14 protein-coding genes are annotated in these 16,082 nt (G+C 64.9%); 9 read left to right on the forward strand and 5 right to left on the reverse strand.

Annotated elements, in window-relative coordinates:
* Positions 1-212 precede the first annotated feature (212 nt).
* The 7 genes from WNM05_RS05895 to xerD all read left to right on the forward strand — a co-directional run bounded on the left by WNM05_RS05895 (position 213) and on the right by xerD (position 6,336).
* A complete protein-coding gene (locus tag WNM05_RS05895; protein ID WP_434633351.1) occupies positions 213-2,888 on the forward strand; it encodes a GNAT family N-acetyltransferase in 2,676 nt (891 codons plus the stop codon).
* Between the two features lie 102 nt (positions 2,889-2,990).
* Positions 2,991-3,242 (forward strand): 30S ribosomal protein S16, encoded by a 252-nt coding sequence (rpsP, locus tag WNM05_RS05900; RefSeq protein ID WP_011137222.1) that lies wholly within the window; start codon positions 2,991-2,993, stop codon positions 3,240-3,242.
* A 34-nt stretch (positions 3,243-3,276) separates the two neighbouring features.
* Positions 3,277-3,786: a ribosome maturation factor RimM gene (rimM, locus tag WNM05_RS05905; RefSeq protein WP_434633354.1), complete on the forward strand. Its 510-nt coding sequence runs from the start codon at positions 3,277-3,279 to the stop codon at positions 3,784-3,786.
* Positions 3,786-4,553, forward strand: coding sequence for a tRNA (guanosine(37)-N1)-methyltransferase TrmD (gene trmD / locus WNM05_RS05910; protein WP_434633357.1), 768 nt, complete (start codon positions 3,786-3,788; stop codon positions 4,551-4,553). Before rimM ends, trmD begins: the two co-directional genes overlap by 1 nt.
* Positions 4,554-4,556: 3 nt before the next feature.
* Complete coding sequence (rplS, locus tag WNM05_RS05915) at positions 4,557-4,925, forward strand: 50S ribosomal protein L19 (protein WP_011137219.1); 369 nt, start codon at positions 4,557-4,559, stop codon at positions 4,923-4,925.
* Between the two features lie 72 nt (positions 4,926-4,997).
* Positions 4,998-5,462 carry a methylated-DNA--[protein]-cysteine S-methyltransferase gene (locus WNM05_RS05920; protein WP_434633359.1) on the forward strand — a complete coding sequence of 155 codons (465 nt, stop codon included), beginning with the start codon at positions 4,998-5,000 and terminating at the stop codon, positions 5,460-5,462.
* Positions 5,449-6,336 carry a site-specific tyrosine recombinase XerD gene (xerD, locus tag WNM05_RS05925; protein ID WP_434633362.1) on the forward strand — a complete coding sequence of 296 codons (888 nt, stop codon included), beginning with the start codon at positions 5,449-5,451 and terminating at the stop codon, positions 6,334-6,336. The genes WNM05_RS05920 and xerD overlap by 14 nt, the downstream gene beginning before the upstream one ends.
* 60 nt (positions 6,337-6,396) lie before the next feature.
* Here xerD and clpA read toward each other — a convergent pair whose 3' ends face one another.
* Together clpA and clpS are read right to left on the reverse strand one after the other, a co-directional pair.
* Positions 6,397-8,673 carry an ATP-dependent Clp protease ATP-binding subunit ClpA gene (gene clpA / locus WNM05_RS05930; protein ID WP_434633364.1) on the reverse strand — a complete coding sequence of 759 codons (2,277 nt, stop codon included), beginning with the start codon at positions 8,671-8,673 and terminating at the stop codon, positions 6,397-6,399.
* Positions 8,673-8,993, reverse strand: a complete 321-nt coding sequence (clpS, locus tag WNM05_RS05935; protein ID WP_434633366.1) for an ATP-dependent Clp protease adapter ClpS — start codon at positions 8,991-8,993, stop codon at positions 8,673-8,675. The genes clpA and clpS overlap by 1 nt, the downstream gene beginning before the upstream one ends.
* Positions 8,994-9,205: 212 nt before the next feature.
* Between clpS and WNM05_RS05940 the strand changes: the two genes are divergently transcribed.
* Positions 9,206-9,409 (forward strand): cold-shock protein, encoded by a 204-nt coding sequence (locus WNM05_RS05940; protein ID WP_011137214.1) that lies wholly within the window; start codon positions 9,206-9,208, stop codon positions 9,407-9,409.
* Between the two features lie 308 nt (positions 9,410-9,717).
* Here the strand turns inward: WNM05_RS05940 and WNM05_RS05945 are convergent, their stop codons facing one another.
* A complete protein-coding gene (locus WNM05_RS05945) occupies positions 9,718-11,955 on the reverse strand; it encodes an NADP-dependent isocitrate dehydrogenase (RefSeq protein WP_434633367.1) in 2,238 nt (745 codons plus the stop codon).
* Between the two features lie 326 nt (positions 11,956-12,281).
* Between WNM05_RS05945 and WNM05_RS05950 the strand changes: the two genes are divergently transcribed.
* Positions 12,282-12,920, forward strand: a complete 639-nt coding sequence (locus WNM05_RS05950) for a pseudouridine synthase (RefSeq protein ID WP_434633368.1) — start codon at positions 12,282-12,284, stop codon at positions 12,918-12,920.
* A gap of 77 nt (positions 12,921-12,997) precedes the next feature.
* Here WNM05_RS05950 and WNM05_RS05955 read toward each other — a convergent pair whose 3' ends face one another.
* Together WNM05_RS05955 and mutS are read right to left on the reverse strand one after the other, a co-directional pair.
* Entirely contained in the window at positions 12,998-13,423 is a 426-nt protein-coding gene (locus WNM05_RS05955; RefSeq protein ID WP_434633369.1) for a hypothetical protein, read from the reverse strand.
* 64 nt (positions 13,424-13,487) lie between these two features.
* Positions 13,488-16,028 (reverse strand): DNA mismatch repair protein MutS, encoded by a 2,541-nt coding sequence (mutS, locus tag WNM05_RS05960; RefSeq protein WP_434633371.1) that lies wholly within the window; start codon positions 16,026-16,028, stop codon positions 13,488-13,490.
* Positions 16,029-16,082 lie beyond the last annotated feature (54 nt).

A 16,082-nucleotide genomic window follows, 5' to 3' on the forward strand; every position in this document is an offset into this window, starting at 1 on the left:
CTGGGCGCGGATAGGCCGAAAATTGCCTGCGAGCGTCGCGGGAAACGCATCTGGCGCCGATTTGCCCGCGGTCAACATGGCGGCTCCGGGCCTGCCCCATGATCAAGGGGCGCGGCACGCCGTCGGCCGGCGCCGCGCGGATTCAGCCGCGATCGCGTAATCTGGCAGCCCCCGGCATCGATAGACATCGTTTTCCTTAAGGACAAGCGCGCATGAGGCCGCACTACCTGACTCCGCTGTTTTCCCCGCGCACCGTGGCCGTGGTCGGCGCCAGCGACCGTCCCGGCTCCATCGGCCAGGCGGTGTTCGCCAGCCTGCTGGCCGGTTCCTTCCAGGGCAAGCTGTTCCCGGTCAACCTGAACCACAAGGTCGTCGGCGGCATGCCGGCGGTAGCCTCGGTGCGGCTGATCGACGAGCCGGTCGAACTGGCCGTGGTGGTGACGGCGATACGCTCGCTGCCGGCCATCATCAAGGATTGCGGCAAGAAGGGCGTCAAGGCGGTGCTCTTGGCCAAGGAGTTTTCCGACAGCGAACTGCTGGAGCAGGAACTGGTCAACGAGGCGCTGGAGATCGCTCGCCATTTCGGCATCCGCATCCTGGGACCCAATGTGCTGGGGCTGATGCGGCCAGTGGCCGGCTTCAACGCCAGCAATTACGGCGGCAAGGTCAGGCCCGGCAATCTGGCGCTGGTGTCGGAGTCGTCGGCGCTGTGCGCGGCGATGCTCGATTGGGCCGACAGCAAGGAGATAGGCTTCTCCAGCGTGATCTCGCTGGGCGGGGCGCTGGATGTCGGCTTCGGCGAGATACTCGATTACCTGGTGGCCGACAGCGCCACCCAGGGCATTCTGTTGCACGTGCACCACATCCACGACGCGCGCCGCTTCATGTCGGCACTGCGGGCCGCCGCGCGCACCAAGCCGGTGGTGGTGATCAAGTCCGGTCGTTTCGAAGCGGCCGGCGGCGGGCAGACCCACGCCAGCAATCTGGTGGCCAGCGGCGACGCCTTCGACGCGGCGCTGGCGCGGGCCGGCGTGCTCCGCGTGTCGTCGATCGCCCAGCTGTTCACCGCCGCCAAGGTGCTGGCGGCGAACTACCGCGTCGGCGGCAAGCGGCTGGCCATCGTCTCCAACGGCTTCGGTCCCGGCATGCTGGCGGCCGACAGCGCCATAGACTACGGCGTCGAGCTGGCCCAGCTGGGCGAGCAGACCATGGGCCTGCTGGACGGCGTGCTGCCGCGCAACTGGTCGCGGCGCAATCCGCTGGACATCATAGGCGACGCCAGTCCGATGCGCTTCCGCACCGCGGTCAAGGCCTGCGTCGACGACCCCGGTGTCGACGCGGTGATGGTGATCTTCACGCCGCAGGCCGGCACCGACCACCTGACCACCGCCCAGCTGATGATAGGCCTGCAGCGCGAGACCGCGAAGCCGCTGTTCCTGTCCTGGCTCGGCGACGCCAAGGTGTCGGAAAGCCGGGAACTGTTTTCCAAGGCCAAGTGCGCCCATTTCCGCGCGCCGGAATACGGCATCGAGGTCTTCCGCCATCTGGCGGCCTACCAGCGCAACCAGCAGCTGCTGCTGCAGACGCCGGGGCCGCTGGAGGGCCGGCGCGCCGAGCCGGACGTCGCGGCGGCGCGCAAGGTGATGGACGCGGCGCTGGCCGAGGGCAGGGGGGTTCTGTCCGAAAGGGAGTCCAAGCAGGTGCTGGCGGCCTTCGGCATCCCGGTCAATCCGACGGCGCTGGCGCGCAACGCCGACCAGGCGGTCAGGCAGGCGGTGAAGATAGGCTATCCGGTGGTGCTGAAGATCGATTCGCCGGACATCGTCTACAAATCCGACGTCGGCGGCGTCGAGCTCAATATCAGCAACGAGGGCACGCTGCGCAGCGCTTTCGACGCCATCATCAGCCGCGCGAGGCAGGCGCGGCCCGACGCCCGCATCGACGGCGTGACGGTGCAGCCGATGCGCAAGCGCCGCTTCGCGCGCGAGCTGATCGTCGGCGTCGCGCGCGATCCCGCCTTCGGCCCGGTGATCGCCTTCGGCGCCGGCGGCATCGCGGTGGAGGTGATGCGCGATCTGGCGCTGTCGCTGCCGCCGTTGAACGATTATCTGGTCGACAGCATGATCAGCCAGACCCGGATCGGCCAATTGCTGGGGCCGTTCAAGAACCTGCCCCCGGTCGATGTGGACGAGTTGCGCCATGTGCTGCTGAAAGTGTCGGAAATGGTGTGCGAGCTGCCGCAGCTGACGGAGATGGACATCAATCCGCTGGTGGCCGACGAGCAGGGGGTGATCGCGCTGGACGCCCGCATCTTCGTCAGGCCGGCGCGCGCCGACCTGAAGCGCTACGGCCACATGGCCATCATGCCGTATCCGACCCATATGATGGTGTGCGCCAAGCTGTCGGACGGCACGCCGGTGATGATACGGCCGATCCGGCCCGAGGACGCGGACATGCAGCAGGCCTTCGTCCGCAATCTGTCCGAGGAGAGCCGCTACAACCGCTACCTGTCCAGCATCAAGCAGCTGTCGCAGAGCATGCTGGTCCGCTTCACCCAGCTCGACTACGACCGGGAGATGGCGCTGGCGATGACGCGGGACGGCGAGGCCGGCGAGGAAATGCTGGCGGTGGCCCGCTTCATCACCGATCCGGACAACGAGGCCTGCGAGTTCGCGTTGGAGGTGGCCGACAACTGGCAGGGGCGCGGCATAGGCAATCTGTTGATGCAGGCGCTGTTCGACGCGGCGCGCGAGCAGGGCCTGACGACGATGCGCGGCGAGGTGCTGGCCGGCAACAAGGCGATGCTGAAACTGATGCATAAACTGGGATTTAGCGCCGAGCCGCATCCCGAGGACAGGGCGCTGACGCTGGTGCTGAAAACGCTGTAAGTGGCCTGTCCGGCACAGACCCGCATTAAGCGCTTGCAAGATAAGGGAAAACTGCCCTAAAATCGTGGGCTTTTCTATATCCGTTTTCAAGGACAATCGACAATGGTAGTGATTCGTCTGGCCCGCGGCGGCGCCAAGAACCGTCCGTTCTACAACATCGTGGTGACCGATTCCCGCAACCGTCGTGACGGTCGCTTCATCGAGCGCGTTGGCTTCTACAACCCGGTAGCCAACGAGAAGCAAGAGCGCGTCCGCTTCACCATGGACCGTCTGAACTACTGGGTCGGCGTTGGCGCCCAGCTGTCCGACTCCGTTGCCAAGCTGCTGAAAGAGCAGAAAGTCGTAGCCGCTTAATCCGGCTATCCGACATCAAGACGGAATTGGGCGCATGCGCGACGAAGATCTCGTAGTAATGGGCTTTGTGCGCGGCGCCTTCGGTATCAAGGGCTGGGTGAAAATCCACGCCGATACCGAATACGCTGACAGCCTGTTCGATTACCCGACCTGGTGGTTGGGCAAAAGCGGCAGCTGGAAGCCGTACGCATTCGAAAACGGCGCGCTCCAGCCCAAGGCCCTGGCGGCCAAGCTGGAAGGCGTCGAGGACCGCGACGCGGCCGAGTCGCTGCGCGGCATGCAGATCGCCGTTCCGCGCAGCGAGCTGCCGGAAGCCGGCGACGGCGAATACTACTGGACCGATCTGATCGGTCTGGCGGTGCTGAACCGGCAGGGCGAAACGCTGGGCAATGTGGACAGCCTTCTCGAAACCGGCGCCAACGACGTGCTGGTGGTGAAGGACGACGCCGGTCAGCAGCGGCTAATCCCGTTCGTGGATCAGCATGTGCTGGAGGTGGTGCTGGCCGAAGGCCGCATCCTGGTGGACTGGGGTCTGGATTACTGATGCAGATCGACGCGGTGACGCTGTTCCCCGAGATGTTCGACTCGATTGCCCGCTTCGGCGTCAGCCAGCGGGCGCTCGACTTGGGTCTCTGGCATTTTCAGGCCTGGAATCCGCGCGATTTCACCCACGACAATTATCGTCGGGTGGATGACCGGCCCTACGGCGGCGGTCCCGGCATGGTGATGCAGATCGAGCCGCTGGAGCAGGCGATAGCCGCCGCGCGCGCGCGTCAGCGCGAAGCCGGCGTCGAGGCCAGCCACGTGGTCTACCTGTCGCCGCAGGGCACCAGGCTCAGCCACGCGAAGGCGGCGGAGCTGTCGCAGCGGCAGGGCCTGATCCTGCTGTGCGGACGCTACGAAGGCATAGACGAGCGTTTGATCGCCACCGAGGTCGATGAGGAAATCTCGATCGGCGACTATGTGCTGTCCGGCGGCGAATTGCCGGCGATGGTGCTGGCCGACGCGGTGGTGCGCTTGTTGCCGGGCGTGCTGAACGATGCGCAATCGGCGTACGAAGACTCATTCGTGGACGGTCTCCTGGACTGTCCGCACTACACCCGACCCGAAGAGTATCGGGGCATGCGGGTGCCGGACGTGCTGTTGTCCGGTAATCATGCCCTGATCGCCAAATGGCGGCTCAAGCAGTCGCTGGGCAGGACGTGGAAACGTCGGCCCGAGCTGCTGCAGGACCGCGTTTTGACAAAACAGGAATCTCGGCTGCTGGCGGAGTACCAGCAGGAACAAGATATCCAGAACAGACCGGAGTAAAACATGGATCTGATCCAGAAACTCGAGCAAGAAGAAATCGCCCGCCTGGGCAAGACCCTGCCGGAATTCGCCCCGGGCGATACCGTCGTGGTTCAAGTCAAGGTGAAGGAAGGCAACCGCGAACGTCTGCAGGCTTACGAAGGCGTTGTGATCGCCAAGCGCAACCGCGGCCTGAACAGCGCGTTCACCGTGCGCAAGATGTCCGCCGGCGAAGGCGTTGAGCGTACCTTCCAGACCTACTCCCCGCTGGTGGCTTCCGTTGAAGTGAAGCGCCGCGGCGACGTGCGTCGCGCCAAGCTGTACTACCTGCGTGGTCGTACCGGCAAGTCCGCACGCATCAAGGAAAAGCTGCCGGCCCGCAAGCAGGGTTAATCCTGCCGGCGACCGCCGCTATCATCAAAGCGCAAGGCCTGGCCTTGCGCTTTTTTCATTGGGGGAACGGGCATGGGCCATAGTGTGGTGATCGCCGCGCCGTTCGGCCGGCTGGGCGTGCGCTGCGAAGCCGGCGAGTTGCGCGAGCTGCGCTTCCTGCCGGCGGATGCGATCTTGTGTCCGCCCGCGCCGGGCAGCCTGGAGGCGGAAGTGGCGAGGCAGCTGGACGCCTATTACGCCGATCCGCGCCATGTCTTCACCGTGCCGTGGCGCTTGCTCGGCACGCCGTACCAGCTGCGGGTATGGGAGCGGATCGCGGCGATACCGTGCGGCGAGACCCGCCGCTACCTGGACCTGTCGCGCGAGCTGTCGTCGTCGCCGCGCGCCGTCGGCGGCGCCTGCGGGCGCAATCCGATACCGGTCATCGTGCCCTGCCACCGCGTGGTGGCGAGCGCCGGTCTCGGCGGCTTCAACCAGTCCCGCGGCGACGAGACGCTGGACATCAAGCGATGGCTGCTGCGACATGAGCTCGGATAAGGACAGCATAGACGCCTTCCTCGACCAGCTGTGGTTGCAGGACGGCCTGTCGCAGAACACGCTGGCCGCCTACCGCCGCGACCTGTCCAAGCTGGCCGCCAGGCTGGCCGAGCAGGGCGCCACGCTGCAGGCGGCCGGCCCGGACGAGCTGGAAGGCGCGATGCTGGCCGGTGCCGCCAGCGAGAAGCCGGCCACCCGCGCGCGGCTGACGTCGGCGCTGCGCCGCTATTACCAGCATCTGCTGCGCAGCGGCGCGCGCGCCGACGACCCCAGCGCGAGACTGGCCGCGCCGAAACAGGGGGCGAGGCTGCCGAAGTCCTTGTCCGAAGTCGACGTCGAGGCGCTGCTGGCGGCGCCGGACGTGGAGACGCCGCTGGGCCTGCGAGACCGGGCGATGCTGGAAGTGCTGTACGCCAGCGGCCTGCGGGTGTCGGAACTGGTCGGCATGACGCTGAACCAGTTGAACCTGCTGGACGGCGTGGTGAAGACGATGGGCAAGGGCAGCAAGGAGAGGCTGGTGCCGCTGGGCGAGATCGCCCAGGACTGGCTGCTGCGATACCTGAAGGCGGCGCGGCCGCTGCTCTTGGCCGGCCTGCCGTGCGACGCCGTCTTCGTCACCCAGCGCAAGGCCGGCATGACGCGGCAGATGGCCTGGCATCTGATCTCGCAGTACGCGGCCCGCCAGGGCCTGGCCAGGGTCAGCCCGCACATGCTGCGCCATGCCTTCGCCACCCATCTGGTCAACCACGGCGCCGATCTGCGCGTGGTGCAGCTGCTGTTGGGCCATGCGGACATCTCGACCACCCAGATCTATACCCACGTCGCGCGCGAGCGGCTGAAGCAGCTGCACGCCCGCCACCATCCGCGCGGCTGAGGCCGGAAAGAAAAAGACCCGGCATGGCCGGGTCTTCTGTCTAGAGCGGAACGACGGCGATCAGACCGGTTCGGCCGCCAGCGCGCTCTGGTCGAACAGCAGTTCCACCTTGTCGTCTGCGACGGTGACCGTGACCTCGCCGCCGGCCACCAGCCTGCCGAACAGCAACTCGTCGGCCAGCGCCTTGCGCAGCGTGTCCTGGATCAGGCGGGCCATCGGACGCGCGCCCATCAGCGGGTCGAAGCCGTTCTTCGCCAGGTAGCGGCGCAGCTCGTCGGTGAAGTGGATGTCGACGTGCTTCTCCGCCAGCTGCTGCTCCAGCTGCATCAGGAACTTGTCCACCACCTGCAGGATGATCTGCTCGTCCAGCATGCCGAACGGGATGATGGCGTCCAGGCGGTTGCGGAACTCGGGGCTGAACATCCGCTTGATGTCGCCCATCTCGTCGCCGGCCACCTTGGTCTGGGTGAAGCCCAGGGACGGCTTGGACAACGATTCGGCGCCGGCGTTGGTGGTCATGATCAGCACCACGTTGCGGAAGTCCGCCTTGCGGCCGTTGTTGTCGGTCAGCGTGCCGTGGTCCATCACCTGCAGCAGGACGTTGTAGATGTCCGGATGCGCCTTCTCGATCTCGTCCAGCAGCACCACCGCGTACGGATGCTTGTTGATCGCTTCGGTCAGCTGGCCGCCCTGTTCGAAGCCGACATAGCCCGGAGGCGCGCCTATCAGCCGGGACACCGCGTGGCGCTCCATGTACTCGGACATGTCGAAGCGGATCAGCTCGACGCCGAGGATGTAGGCCAGCTGGCGCGCCAGCTCGGTCTTGCCGACGCCGGTCGGCCCGGAGAACAGGAAGGACCCGATAGGCTTCTGCGGGTTGCCCAGGCCGGAACGCGTCATCTTGATCGCGCTGGCCAGTCCCTCGATCGCCTTTTCCTGGCCGAACACCACGTTCTTCAGGTCGCGCTCCAGGTTCTTCAGCACGTTCTTGTCGTCGCTGGAGACGGTCTTGGGCGGAATGCGGGCGATCTTGGCGACGATCTCCTCGATCTCGGACTTGTTGATCACCTTCTTCTGCCGAGACTTCGGCAGGATCTTCTGCGCGGCGCCGGCCTCGTCGATCACGTCGATGGCCTTGTCCGGCAGATGGCGGTCATTGATGTAGCGCGCCGACAGCTCGGCCGCGGTCGACAGCGCCGACTGCGTGTACTTGACGCCGTGGTGGGCTTCGAAGCGCGACTTCAGGCCCTTGAGGATTTCCACCGTCTGCTGCACCGTCGGCTCGCTGACGTCTATCTTCTGGAAGCGACGGGACAGCGCGTTGTCCTTCTCGAAGATGCCGCGGTACTCGTTGTACGTCGTCGCGCCTATGCAGCGCAGGCTGCCGTTGGACAGCGCCGGCTTCAGCAGGTTGGACGCGTCCAGCGTGCCGCCCGACGCCGCGCCGGCGCCGATCAGCGTGTGGATCTCGTCGATGAACAGTATCGCGTTGCTGTCGTCGGTCAGCTGCTTGATCACCGCCTTCAGCCGCTGCTCGAAGTCGCCGCGGTACTTGGTGCCGGCCAAGAGGGCGCCCATGTCCAGCGCGTAGACGGTGGACTTGGACAGGATTTCCGGCACTTCGCCGGCGACGATGCGGCGGGCCAGCCCTTCGGCGATCGCCGTCTTGCCGACGCCGGCCTCGCCGACCAGGAGCGGATTGTTCTTGCGGCGGCGGCACAGGATCTGCACCGTGCGCTCCAGCTCGTGCTCGCGGCCGATCAGCGGATCGATCTTGCCGTCGCGCGCCATCTGGTTGAGGTTCTGGGTGTAGTTCTCCAGCGCCCCGCCCGGTCCGGTGGCCTGTTCCTCTCCCTCGGCCTCGCCGCTGCTGTCGCGCGGCTCCTGCGGCGGCTGCTGCGACCGCTGCTTGGTGATGCCGTGGGAGATGAAGTTGACGACGTCGAGTCGCGAGATGCCTTGCTGATGCAGGTAGTACACCGCGTGCGAGTCCTTCTCGCCGAAGATGGCGACGAGGATGTTGGCGCCGGACACTTCCTTCTTGCCGGACGACTGCACGTGCAGGATCGCGCGTTGGATCACTCGCTGGAAACCCAGGGTGGGCTGGGTTTCGACTTCGGTCTCGCCGGGCACGGTGGGCGTGTGCTCGTCGATGAAGTCGGTCAGTTGCTTCTTCAGTTGGTCGATATTCGCCCCGCAGGCTCGCAACACTTCTGCGGCCGACGGATTGTCGGTCATCGCGAGCAGCAGATGCTCCACGCTGATGAACTCGTGGCGCTTGCGCCGTGCGTCCATGAACGCCATATGCAGGCTTACTTCAAGCTCCTGGGCAATCATCAGTTTTCCTCCATTACGCACTGAAGCGGATGCTGATGCGCTTTCGCATATTGCAACACCTGCTCGACCTTCGTGGCGGCCACGTCTTTGGTATAAACGCCACACACGCCGTGACCTTGCGTGTGGACTTGCAGCATGATGTGTGTGGCCTTCTCGCGGTTCAAGTGGAAGAACTGCTGGAGAACCTGCACCACGAAGTCCATTGGGGTAAAATCATCGTTCAATAACAACACCTTATACATCGGGGGCGGGTTTTCCCTAACCCGTGACGCCTCAAGCTGGGCATCGTCTTTGACCGAGGTGGACATGTCGACTTTCATGGAAACGGTGCCTCACTTCAATTTTGGTTCCCCCTGACTTTTTTTCAAGGGGGCGAGTAAGACCGCTATGACTTGACGCCGTCGCCGTGCTTGCGTAGAAATGCAGCTGGTGCTTGGCTTAACTGTTTGGCATTTTCCGCCAAGGGATTTGTCAAACTCTATTAAGCTCTAAGTTGGTCGGCTTCACCAGCCTTTTTTTGCAAGGAAGTTAAATGGCATTTGGTACCGTGAAGTGGTTCAATGACGCGAAAGGCTTCGGCTTTATTACCCCGGACGAAGGTGGCGAGGATTTGTTCGCCCATTTCTCGGCCATCAACATGCAAGGCTTCAAGACCCTGAAAGAGGGTCAACGTGTAAGCTTTGAAGTGGTGTCCGGCCCGAAGGGGAAGCAGGCGTCCAATATCCAGAACGCGTAATCGCGTTGTTGGGTCGGTCCACCGCGCGGTGGACTGGTGGAAATATTCTCGAAGCCCGCTTCCGGCGGGCTTTTCATTTTTCCGAGCCGGGGCCGCGCTTCCGTCGCCGCGCCTCCGCTATGCCGGCATATTGAAACCGGCGGAGCCGCATTTTCCCTCATTTTCCATCGTAGATTGGCCGATGCCGGTTTTTTCCCGGTCGTTCAGCCAGGTCCTCTCTTTTCCCCGACGCATCGCCGCGGCAGAACGGAGCGCAGCCATGAAAAAGCCCCCGGCGAAAGCCGGGGGCCGGGTCGGGGCTATCGCGTTCAGGCCCGAACGGCGGCGATGGCTGCGTTGAAGGTGGCGCTGGGGCGCATCACTTCACGGCACTTGGCGGCATCCGGCAGGTAATAGCCGCCGATGTCAGCCGCCTTGCCCTGAACCGCCTTCAGCTCGTCCAGGATCTTCTGCTCGTTGGCCGCCAGTTCCTTGGCGACCGGCGCGAAGCGGGCCTGCAGTTCCTGGTCCTCGGTCTGTTCGGCCAGCGCCTGCGCCCAGTACTGGGCCAGGTAGAACTGGCTGCCGCGGTTGTCCAGCTCGCCGGTGCGACGCGACGGGGACTTGTTGTTGTCCAGCAGTTTGCCGGTGGCGAGATCCAGCGTCTTGGCCAAGACCTTGGCCTTGGCGTTGCCGGTCTTGATGCCCAGGTCTTCCAGCGACACCGCCAGGGCCAGGAATTCGCCCAGGCTGTCCCAGCGCAGGTGGTTCTCTTCCAGCAGCTGCTGCACGTGCTTGGGCGCCGAGCCGCCGGCGCCGGTTTCGTACATGCCGCCGCCGGCCATCAGCGGCACGATGGACAGCATCTTGGCCGAGGTGCCCAGTTCCATGATGGGGAACAGGTCGGTCAGGTAGTCGCGCAGGATGTTGCCGGTCACCGAGATGGTGTCGAGGCCGCGGGCCACGCGCTCCAGCGTGTAGCGCATCGCGCGTACCTGCGACATGATGTGGATGTCCAGGCCGGTGGTGTCGTGATCCTTCAGATAGGTCTGAACCTTCTTGATCAGCTCGTTCTCGTGCGGGCGGTACGGGTCCAGCCAGAACACGGCCGGCATGCCGGAATTGCGGGCGCGGGTCACGGCCAGCTTCACCCAGTCGCGGATAGGCGCGTCCTTGACCTGGCACATGCGCCAGATGTCGCCTGCTTCGACGTTCTGGCTCAGCAGCACTTCGCCGGTGGCGAGGTCGACGATGTTGGCGACGCCGTCTTCCTTGATTTCAAAGGTCTTGTCGTGGGAGCCGTATTCCTCGGCCTTCTGCGCCATCAGGCCGACATTGGGCACGGTGCCCATGGTCTTCGGATCGAAGTTGCCGTGCCATTTGCAGAAGTTGATCATCTCCTGGTAGATGCGGGCGAAGGTCGATTCCGGCATCACGGCCTTGCAGTCGTAAGGCTTGCCGTCGGCGCCCCACATCTTGCCGCCGGCGCGGATCATCGCCGGCATCGAGGCGTCGACGATGACGTCGTTCGGCGAGTGGAAGTTGGTGATGCCCTTGGCGGAGTCCACCATCGCCAGGCGCGGGCGATGTTCCTGGCAGGCGTGCAGATCGCGGATGATCTCTTCGCGCTTCGAGGCCGGCAGCGTCTCGATCTTCTCGTACAGCGTGGCCATGCCGTTGTTGACGTTGACGCCCAGCTCGTCGAACAGCTTGCCGTGCTTCTCGAACGCGTCCTTGTAGTAGATCTTGACGCAGTGGCCGAAGACGATGGGGTGGGACACCTTCATCATCGTGGCCTTCACGTGCAGCGAGAACAGGATGCCGGCTTCGCGGCAGTCTTCCATCTCGCGCTCGTAGAAGTCGCACAGCGCCTTCTTGCTCATGAACATCGAGTCGATGATCTCGCCGTCCTGCAGCGCCACCTTGGGCTTCAGCACGATGGTCTGGCCGCTCTTGGTCGTGAGCTCCATCTTGACGTCGCGGGCCTTGTCCAGCGTGATGGACTTCTCGCCGTGGTAGAAGTCGCCGTGGTGCATGTGGGAGACATGGGTCTGCGACCACTGCTTCCATTCGCCCATCGAGTGCGGGTGCTTCTTCGCGTAGTTCTTCACCGCCAGCGGCGCGCGGCGGTCGGAGTTGCCTTCGCGCAGCACCGGGTTCACCGCGGAGCCCAGGCATTTCGCGTAGCGGTCCTTGATCGCCTTCTCGGCGTCGCTGGCCGGATTTTCCGGATAGTCGGGCAGCTTGTAGCCCTTGGCCTGCAGTTCCTTGACGCAGGCGGTCAATTGCGCGACGGAGGCGCTGATATTGGGCAGCTTGATGATGTTGGCTTCCGGCTGCAGCGTCAGCTTGCCGAGCTCGGCCAGGGTATTCGGGACCTGCTGCTCTTCGGTCAGGTAGTCGGGGAATTCCGCCAGTACGCGGGCGGCCACGGAGATGTCGGCAGTGTCGACCTGAACGCCGGCCGAGGCGGTGAAGGCCTGGACGATGGGCAGGAAGGAACTGGTGGCCAGCGCCGGCGCTTCGTCGGTAAGGGTGTAGATGATTTTCGATTGTTCTGCAGGCATGACTCTATCTCCATGTTGATCTTGTGATGACAGAACGATTGCGCGGGGCGCTTGCCGCCGGTCTCGCTGCCGGCGCCGGGCGGGTGCCGCCGGTGCGAAGCGCGGGCGGCCCGGCGACTTCGGGCTTTTTCAGAAGCGAATTATACCTCTGCTTGCAGACTTGGTTCGCAACGCAACTGAACTTTTTATGCTTTATAACTGCTTGCCGGCGGTTCGATTGCGAATTATGCCGCAAGCGGACGCGGGCGGGCGACGACGATAGGGCGTTACGCGCCGGCCCGGCCTTGCTATCATTCGCCTGACCGTTCATTGCCGTTGCCGATTCCATGTCCCAGTTGATCCTGCTGAACAAGCCGTATGGCGTCATCTGCCAGTTTTCCGACCATCCGACCCATCCGACGCTGAAGTCCTGCGTGCCGCTGCCCGGCGTCTATCCGGCCGGCCGGCTGGACACCGACAGCGAGGGCCTGCTGTTGCTGACCGGAGACGGCGCGCTGCAGCACCGCATCGCCGATCCGCGCTGGAAGCTGCCCAAGACCTACTGGGTGCAGGTGGAGGGCCAGCCGCGGGACGAGCAGCTGGAGATGCTGCGCAGAGGCGTGGACCTGGGCGATTTCATCACCCGGCCGGCCCAGGTGAGGCGCATCGAAAACCCGGAGCTGTGGCCGCGCCATCCGCCGGTTCGCTTTCGCAAGACGGTGCCGGACGGCTGGTTGGAAATCATCATCAGCGAGGGCAAGAACCGCCAGGTGCGGCGGATGACCGCCAAGGCCGGCCTGCCGACCTTGAGGCTGGTGCGGGTGGCGATAGGCCCGTGGCGGCTGGACGGCCTGCAGCCGGGGGAGATGCGGCAACTGGAGGTGGACCTGGCCGATCTGCCGAGGCTGCCGGCCATCGGCGCGGCCGGCAGGCCGGGCGCCGGGCCGCGGGGCCCTGCGCCGACCTTCCGCCGCAAGCGCCAATGAAAGACGGGGAAGCTGTCGCTTCCCCGTCCGAAGGTGGCGCCGGAACAGGCGCCGATCTGAGTCACGGATCAATGTGGCTAGTGATTGTGATGATCCTCGAAGTAAGCGATCGGGCCGGCACTGGTCAACCCGATATGAAAGCTTGAACTTTCCGGAAACAACTCGCCGGCGCTTTCGGCGGCACGGACGAATTCGAACAGCACTTCCACTTCCTTGAACTTGCGAGCCAGAATCAGGTTGCCGTTCAGCCAGTCGTGTATCTCCGCCTCGTGCGGATGCTGGTTTTCCAGTTTCAGCTGGAAGCCCTCATCGCTGACCAGACTGATGGCCGGAGGCATGCTGATGTCGAACTGGCTTAATTCCTTTTGCGCCAGCTCCGCGAAGCTGGACAGTTCGAGGTTGGCCTTTTCCCGGATCTCGGAAAGGGCGAGTGTCCCGTCGTCCCCGATCTGGCCAAGCAGCTGGCTCAGGCTGGGAATGGCGGAGGCGGTTTCAAACGACATCATATTGCTCCTTGTTGAACGTTACCATGTAGTAATAATAGGAAACGATCATGGAGTAGGCTGGTCAATCGGCCAGTTTTTTCAATTGATACAATATGTCTAGCGCCTGACGCGGGCTCAACTCGTTCGGATCGATTTCGCGTAGACGGTCGATGGCCGGACTAAGTTCCGGCTCCGGCGCGGATACCGGCGCGGCGAACAGATCGGGCTGCACGCGGGCCGCCGACTGGTTCTCCAGCTCGGCCAGATGGCGGCGGGCGTCGCGTATCACCTTGGCGGGCACGCCGGCCAGCTGCGCCACCGCCAGACCGTAGCTCTGGCTGGCCGGGCCGTCCTCGACGTGATGCAGGAACACGATGCGGTCCTTGTGCTCCACCGCCGACAGGTGGACGTTGGCCACCGCCGGGTATTCGCCGGCCAGCGTGGTCAGCTCGAAGTAGTGGGTGGCGAACAAAGTATAGGCGCGGTTTTTCTCGATCAGCGCGCGGGCGATGGCCCAGGCCAGCGCCAGACCGTCGAAAGTGGACGTCCCGCGGCCGACCTCGTCCATCAGCACCAGGGAGTGCTCGCTGGCGTTGTTCAGGATATTGGCCGTCTCGGTCATTTCCACCATGAAGGTGGAGCGGCCGCCGGCCAGGTCGTCCGACGCGCCGATGCGGGTGAAAATCCTGTCGATAGGCCCGATGACGGCGGAGTCGGCCGGCACGAAGCTGCCGACATGGGCCAAGAGCGTGATCAGCGCGTTCTGCCGCATATAGGTCGATTTACCGCCCATGTTCGGGCCGGTGATCAGCAAGAGCTTGCGCTCGGCCGACAGTCTGGTGTCGTTGGCGATGAAGCGCTCGACCTCGGCCTCGACCACCGGGTGGCGGCCGGCGACGATGTCCAGCCTCGGTTCGGCGACGAATCGCGGTTCGGCGTAGTTGCCGATGGCGGCGCGCTGGGCGAAGGCGGCCAGCACGTCCAGCGATGCCACCGCCTGAGAGATCCGCTTCAATTCGGCGATGTGCGGCGCCAATTCGTCCAGCAGCGCCTCGTACAGCTGCTTCTCCAGCGCCAGCGCGCGGTCCTGCGCGGTCAGCGCCTTGTCCTCGAATTCCTTCAGTTCCGGCGTGATGTAGCGCTCGGCGTTCTTCAGCGTCTGGCGGCGGCGGTAGTCGTCCGGCACCTTGTCCGACTGCGCCTTGGACACCTCGATGTAGAAGCCGTGCACGCGGTTGAATTCCACCTTCAGCGTGGTGATGCCGGTGCGTTCCTTCTCGCGCGCCTCCAGTTTCAGCAGGAAGTCGCCGCAGTCGTTCTGGATCGCGCGCAATTCGTCCAGCACCGGGCTGTAGCCGTTGTTGATCACGCCGCCGTCGCGCAGGAAGGTGGCCGGCTCCGGCAGGATGGCGGCGGCCAGCATCTTTTGCACCGGCGATTCGGTCGGCAACGCGGCGGAGAGCTCGTCCAGCAGTTCGGAGTCGAGCGAGGCCGCCAGCGCCTTGACGCCGGTCAGCGCCGCCAGCGAGTCGCGCAGCGCCGACAGGTCGCGCGGGCGCGCCGAGCGCAGCGCCACGCGCGAGGTGATCCGTTCGATGTCGGACACCTGGTCCAGCTCGGCGTGCACGTCCTGGTGGCGAGGCAGCAGCGCGCGGACCGCGCCGTGGCGGCGGGCCAGCTTGCCGTGGTTGCGGACCGGATGGTGCAGCCAGTGGCCGAGCAGGCGGCTGCCCATGCTGGTGGCGCAGGTGTCGAGCAGCGACGCCAGCGTCGGCGAGGCTTCGCCGCGTATCGTTTCGGTCAGCTCCAGGTTGCGGCGGGTGGCGGCGTCCATGCGGATCAGCTCGCCGGCGTCCTCGACCGACAGCGCGGCGATGTGGGCCGGATTGACGCCCTGGGTGGATTTGACGTATTCCAGCAAGGCGCCGGCGGCGCCGACGGCCACCGGCAGCGTGTCTGCGCCGAAGCCGGCCAGGTCGCGGGTACCGAAGTGGCGGGTCAGCGCCAGCTTCGACGACTCGATGTCGAACTGCCACGGCGGCAGCTTCTTCTTCGGGGTCGAGATGCCTTCGAAGGCGGCGAGGCCGGTGTCGTCCGGGATCACCAGCTCGGCCGGCTTCAGCCGCTCCAGCTCGCTGCCGAGGTCCTCGGCGTCGGCCTGCATCACCTTGAACTCGCCGCTGGCCAGCGACAGCCAGGCCAGGCCCAGCACGCCCTTGACCAGATTGATCGCCAGCACCAGGTTGTCGCGCTTGTCGTCCAGCAGTGCCGCGTCGGTCAGCGTGCCCGGCGTGACGATGCGCACCACCTTGCGCTCGACCGGCCCCTTGGCCAGCGCCGGATCGCCGATCTGCTCGGCGATGGCCACCGACTCGCCCATCTTCACCAGTCGCGCCAGATAGCCCTCGGCGGCGTGGTAGGGGATGCCGGCCATCTTGATCGGCACGCCGGCGCTGGCGCCGCGCGCGGTCAGCGTGATGTCCAGCAAGCGCGCCGCCTTTTCCGCATCCTCGTAGAACAGCTCGTAGAAGTCGCCCATGCGGTAGAACAGCAGCTTGTCTGCGTGGTCGCGCTTCAGGGCGAAATATTGGGCCATCATCGGGGTGTGCTGGGGCGTGCTCATCGGGTGTCGGGCTCTGCTCTGGTATCTGTCTGGATGAATGCGTTACGCCCCGTG

The organism is Chromobacterium sp. CV08 (genome assembly GCF_051129845.1).
In the GTDB taxonomy this organism is placed as follows: domain Bacteria; phylum Pseudomonadota; class Gammaproteobacteria; order Burkholderiales; family Chromobacteriaceae; genus Chromobacterium.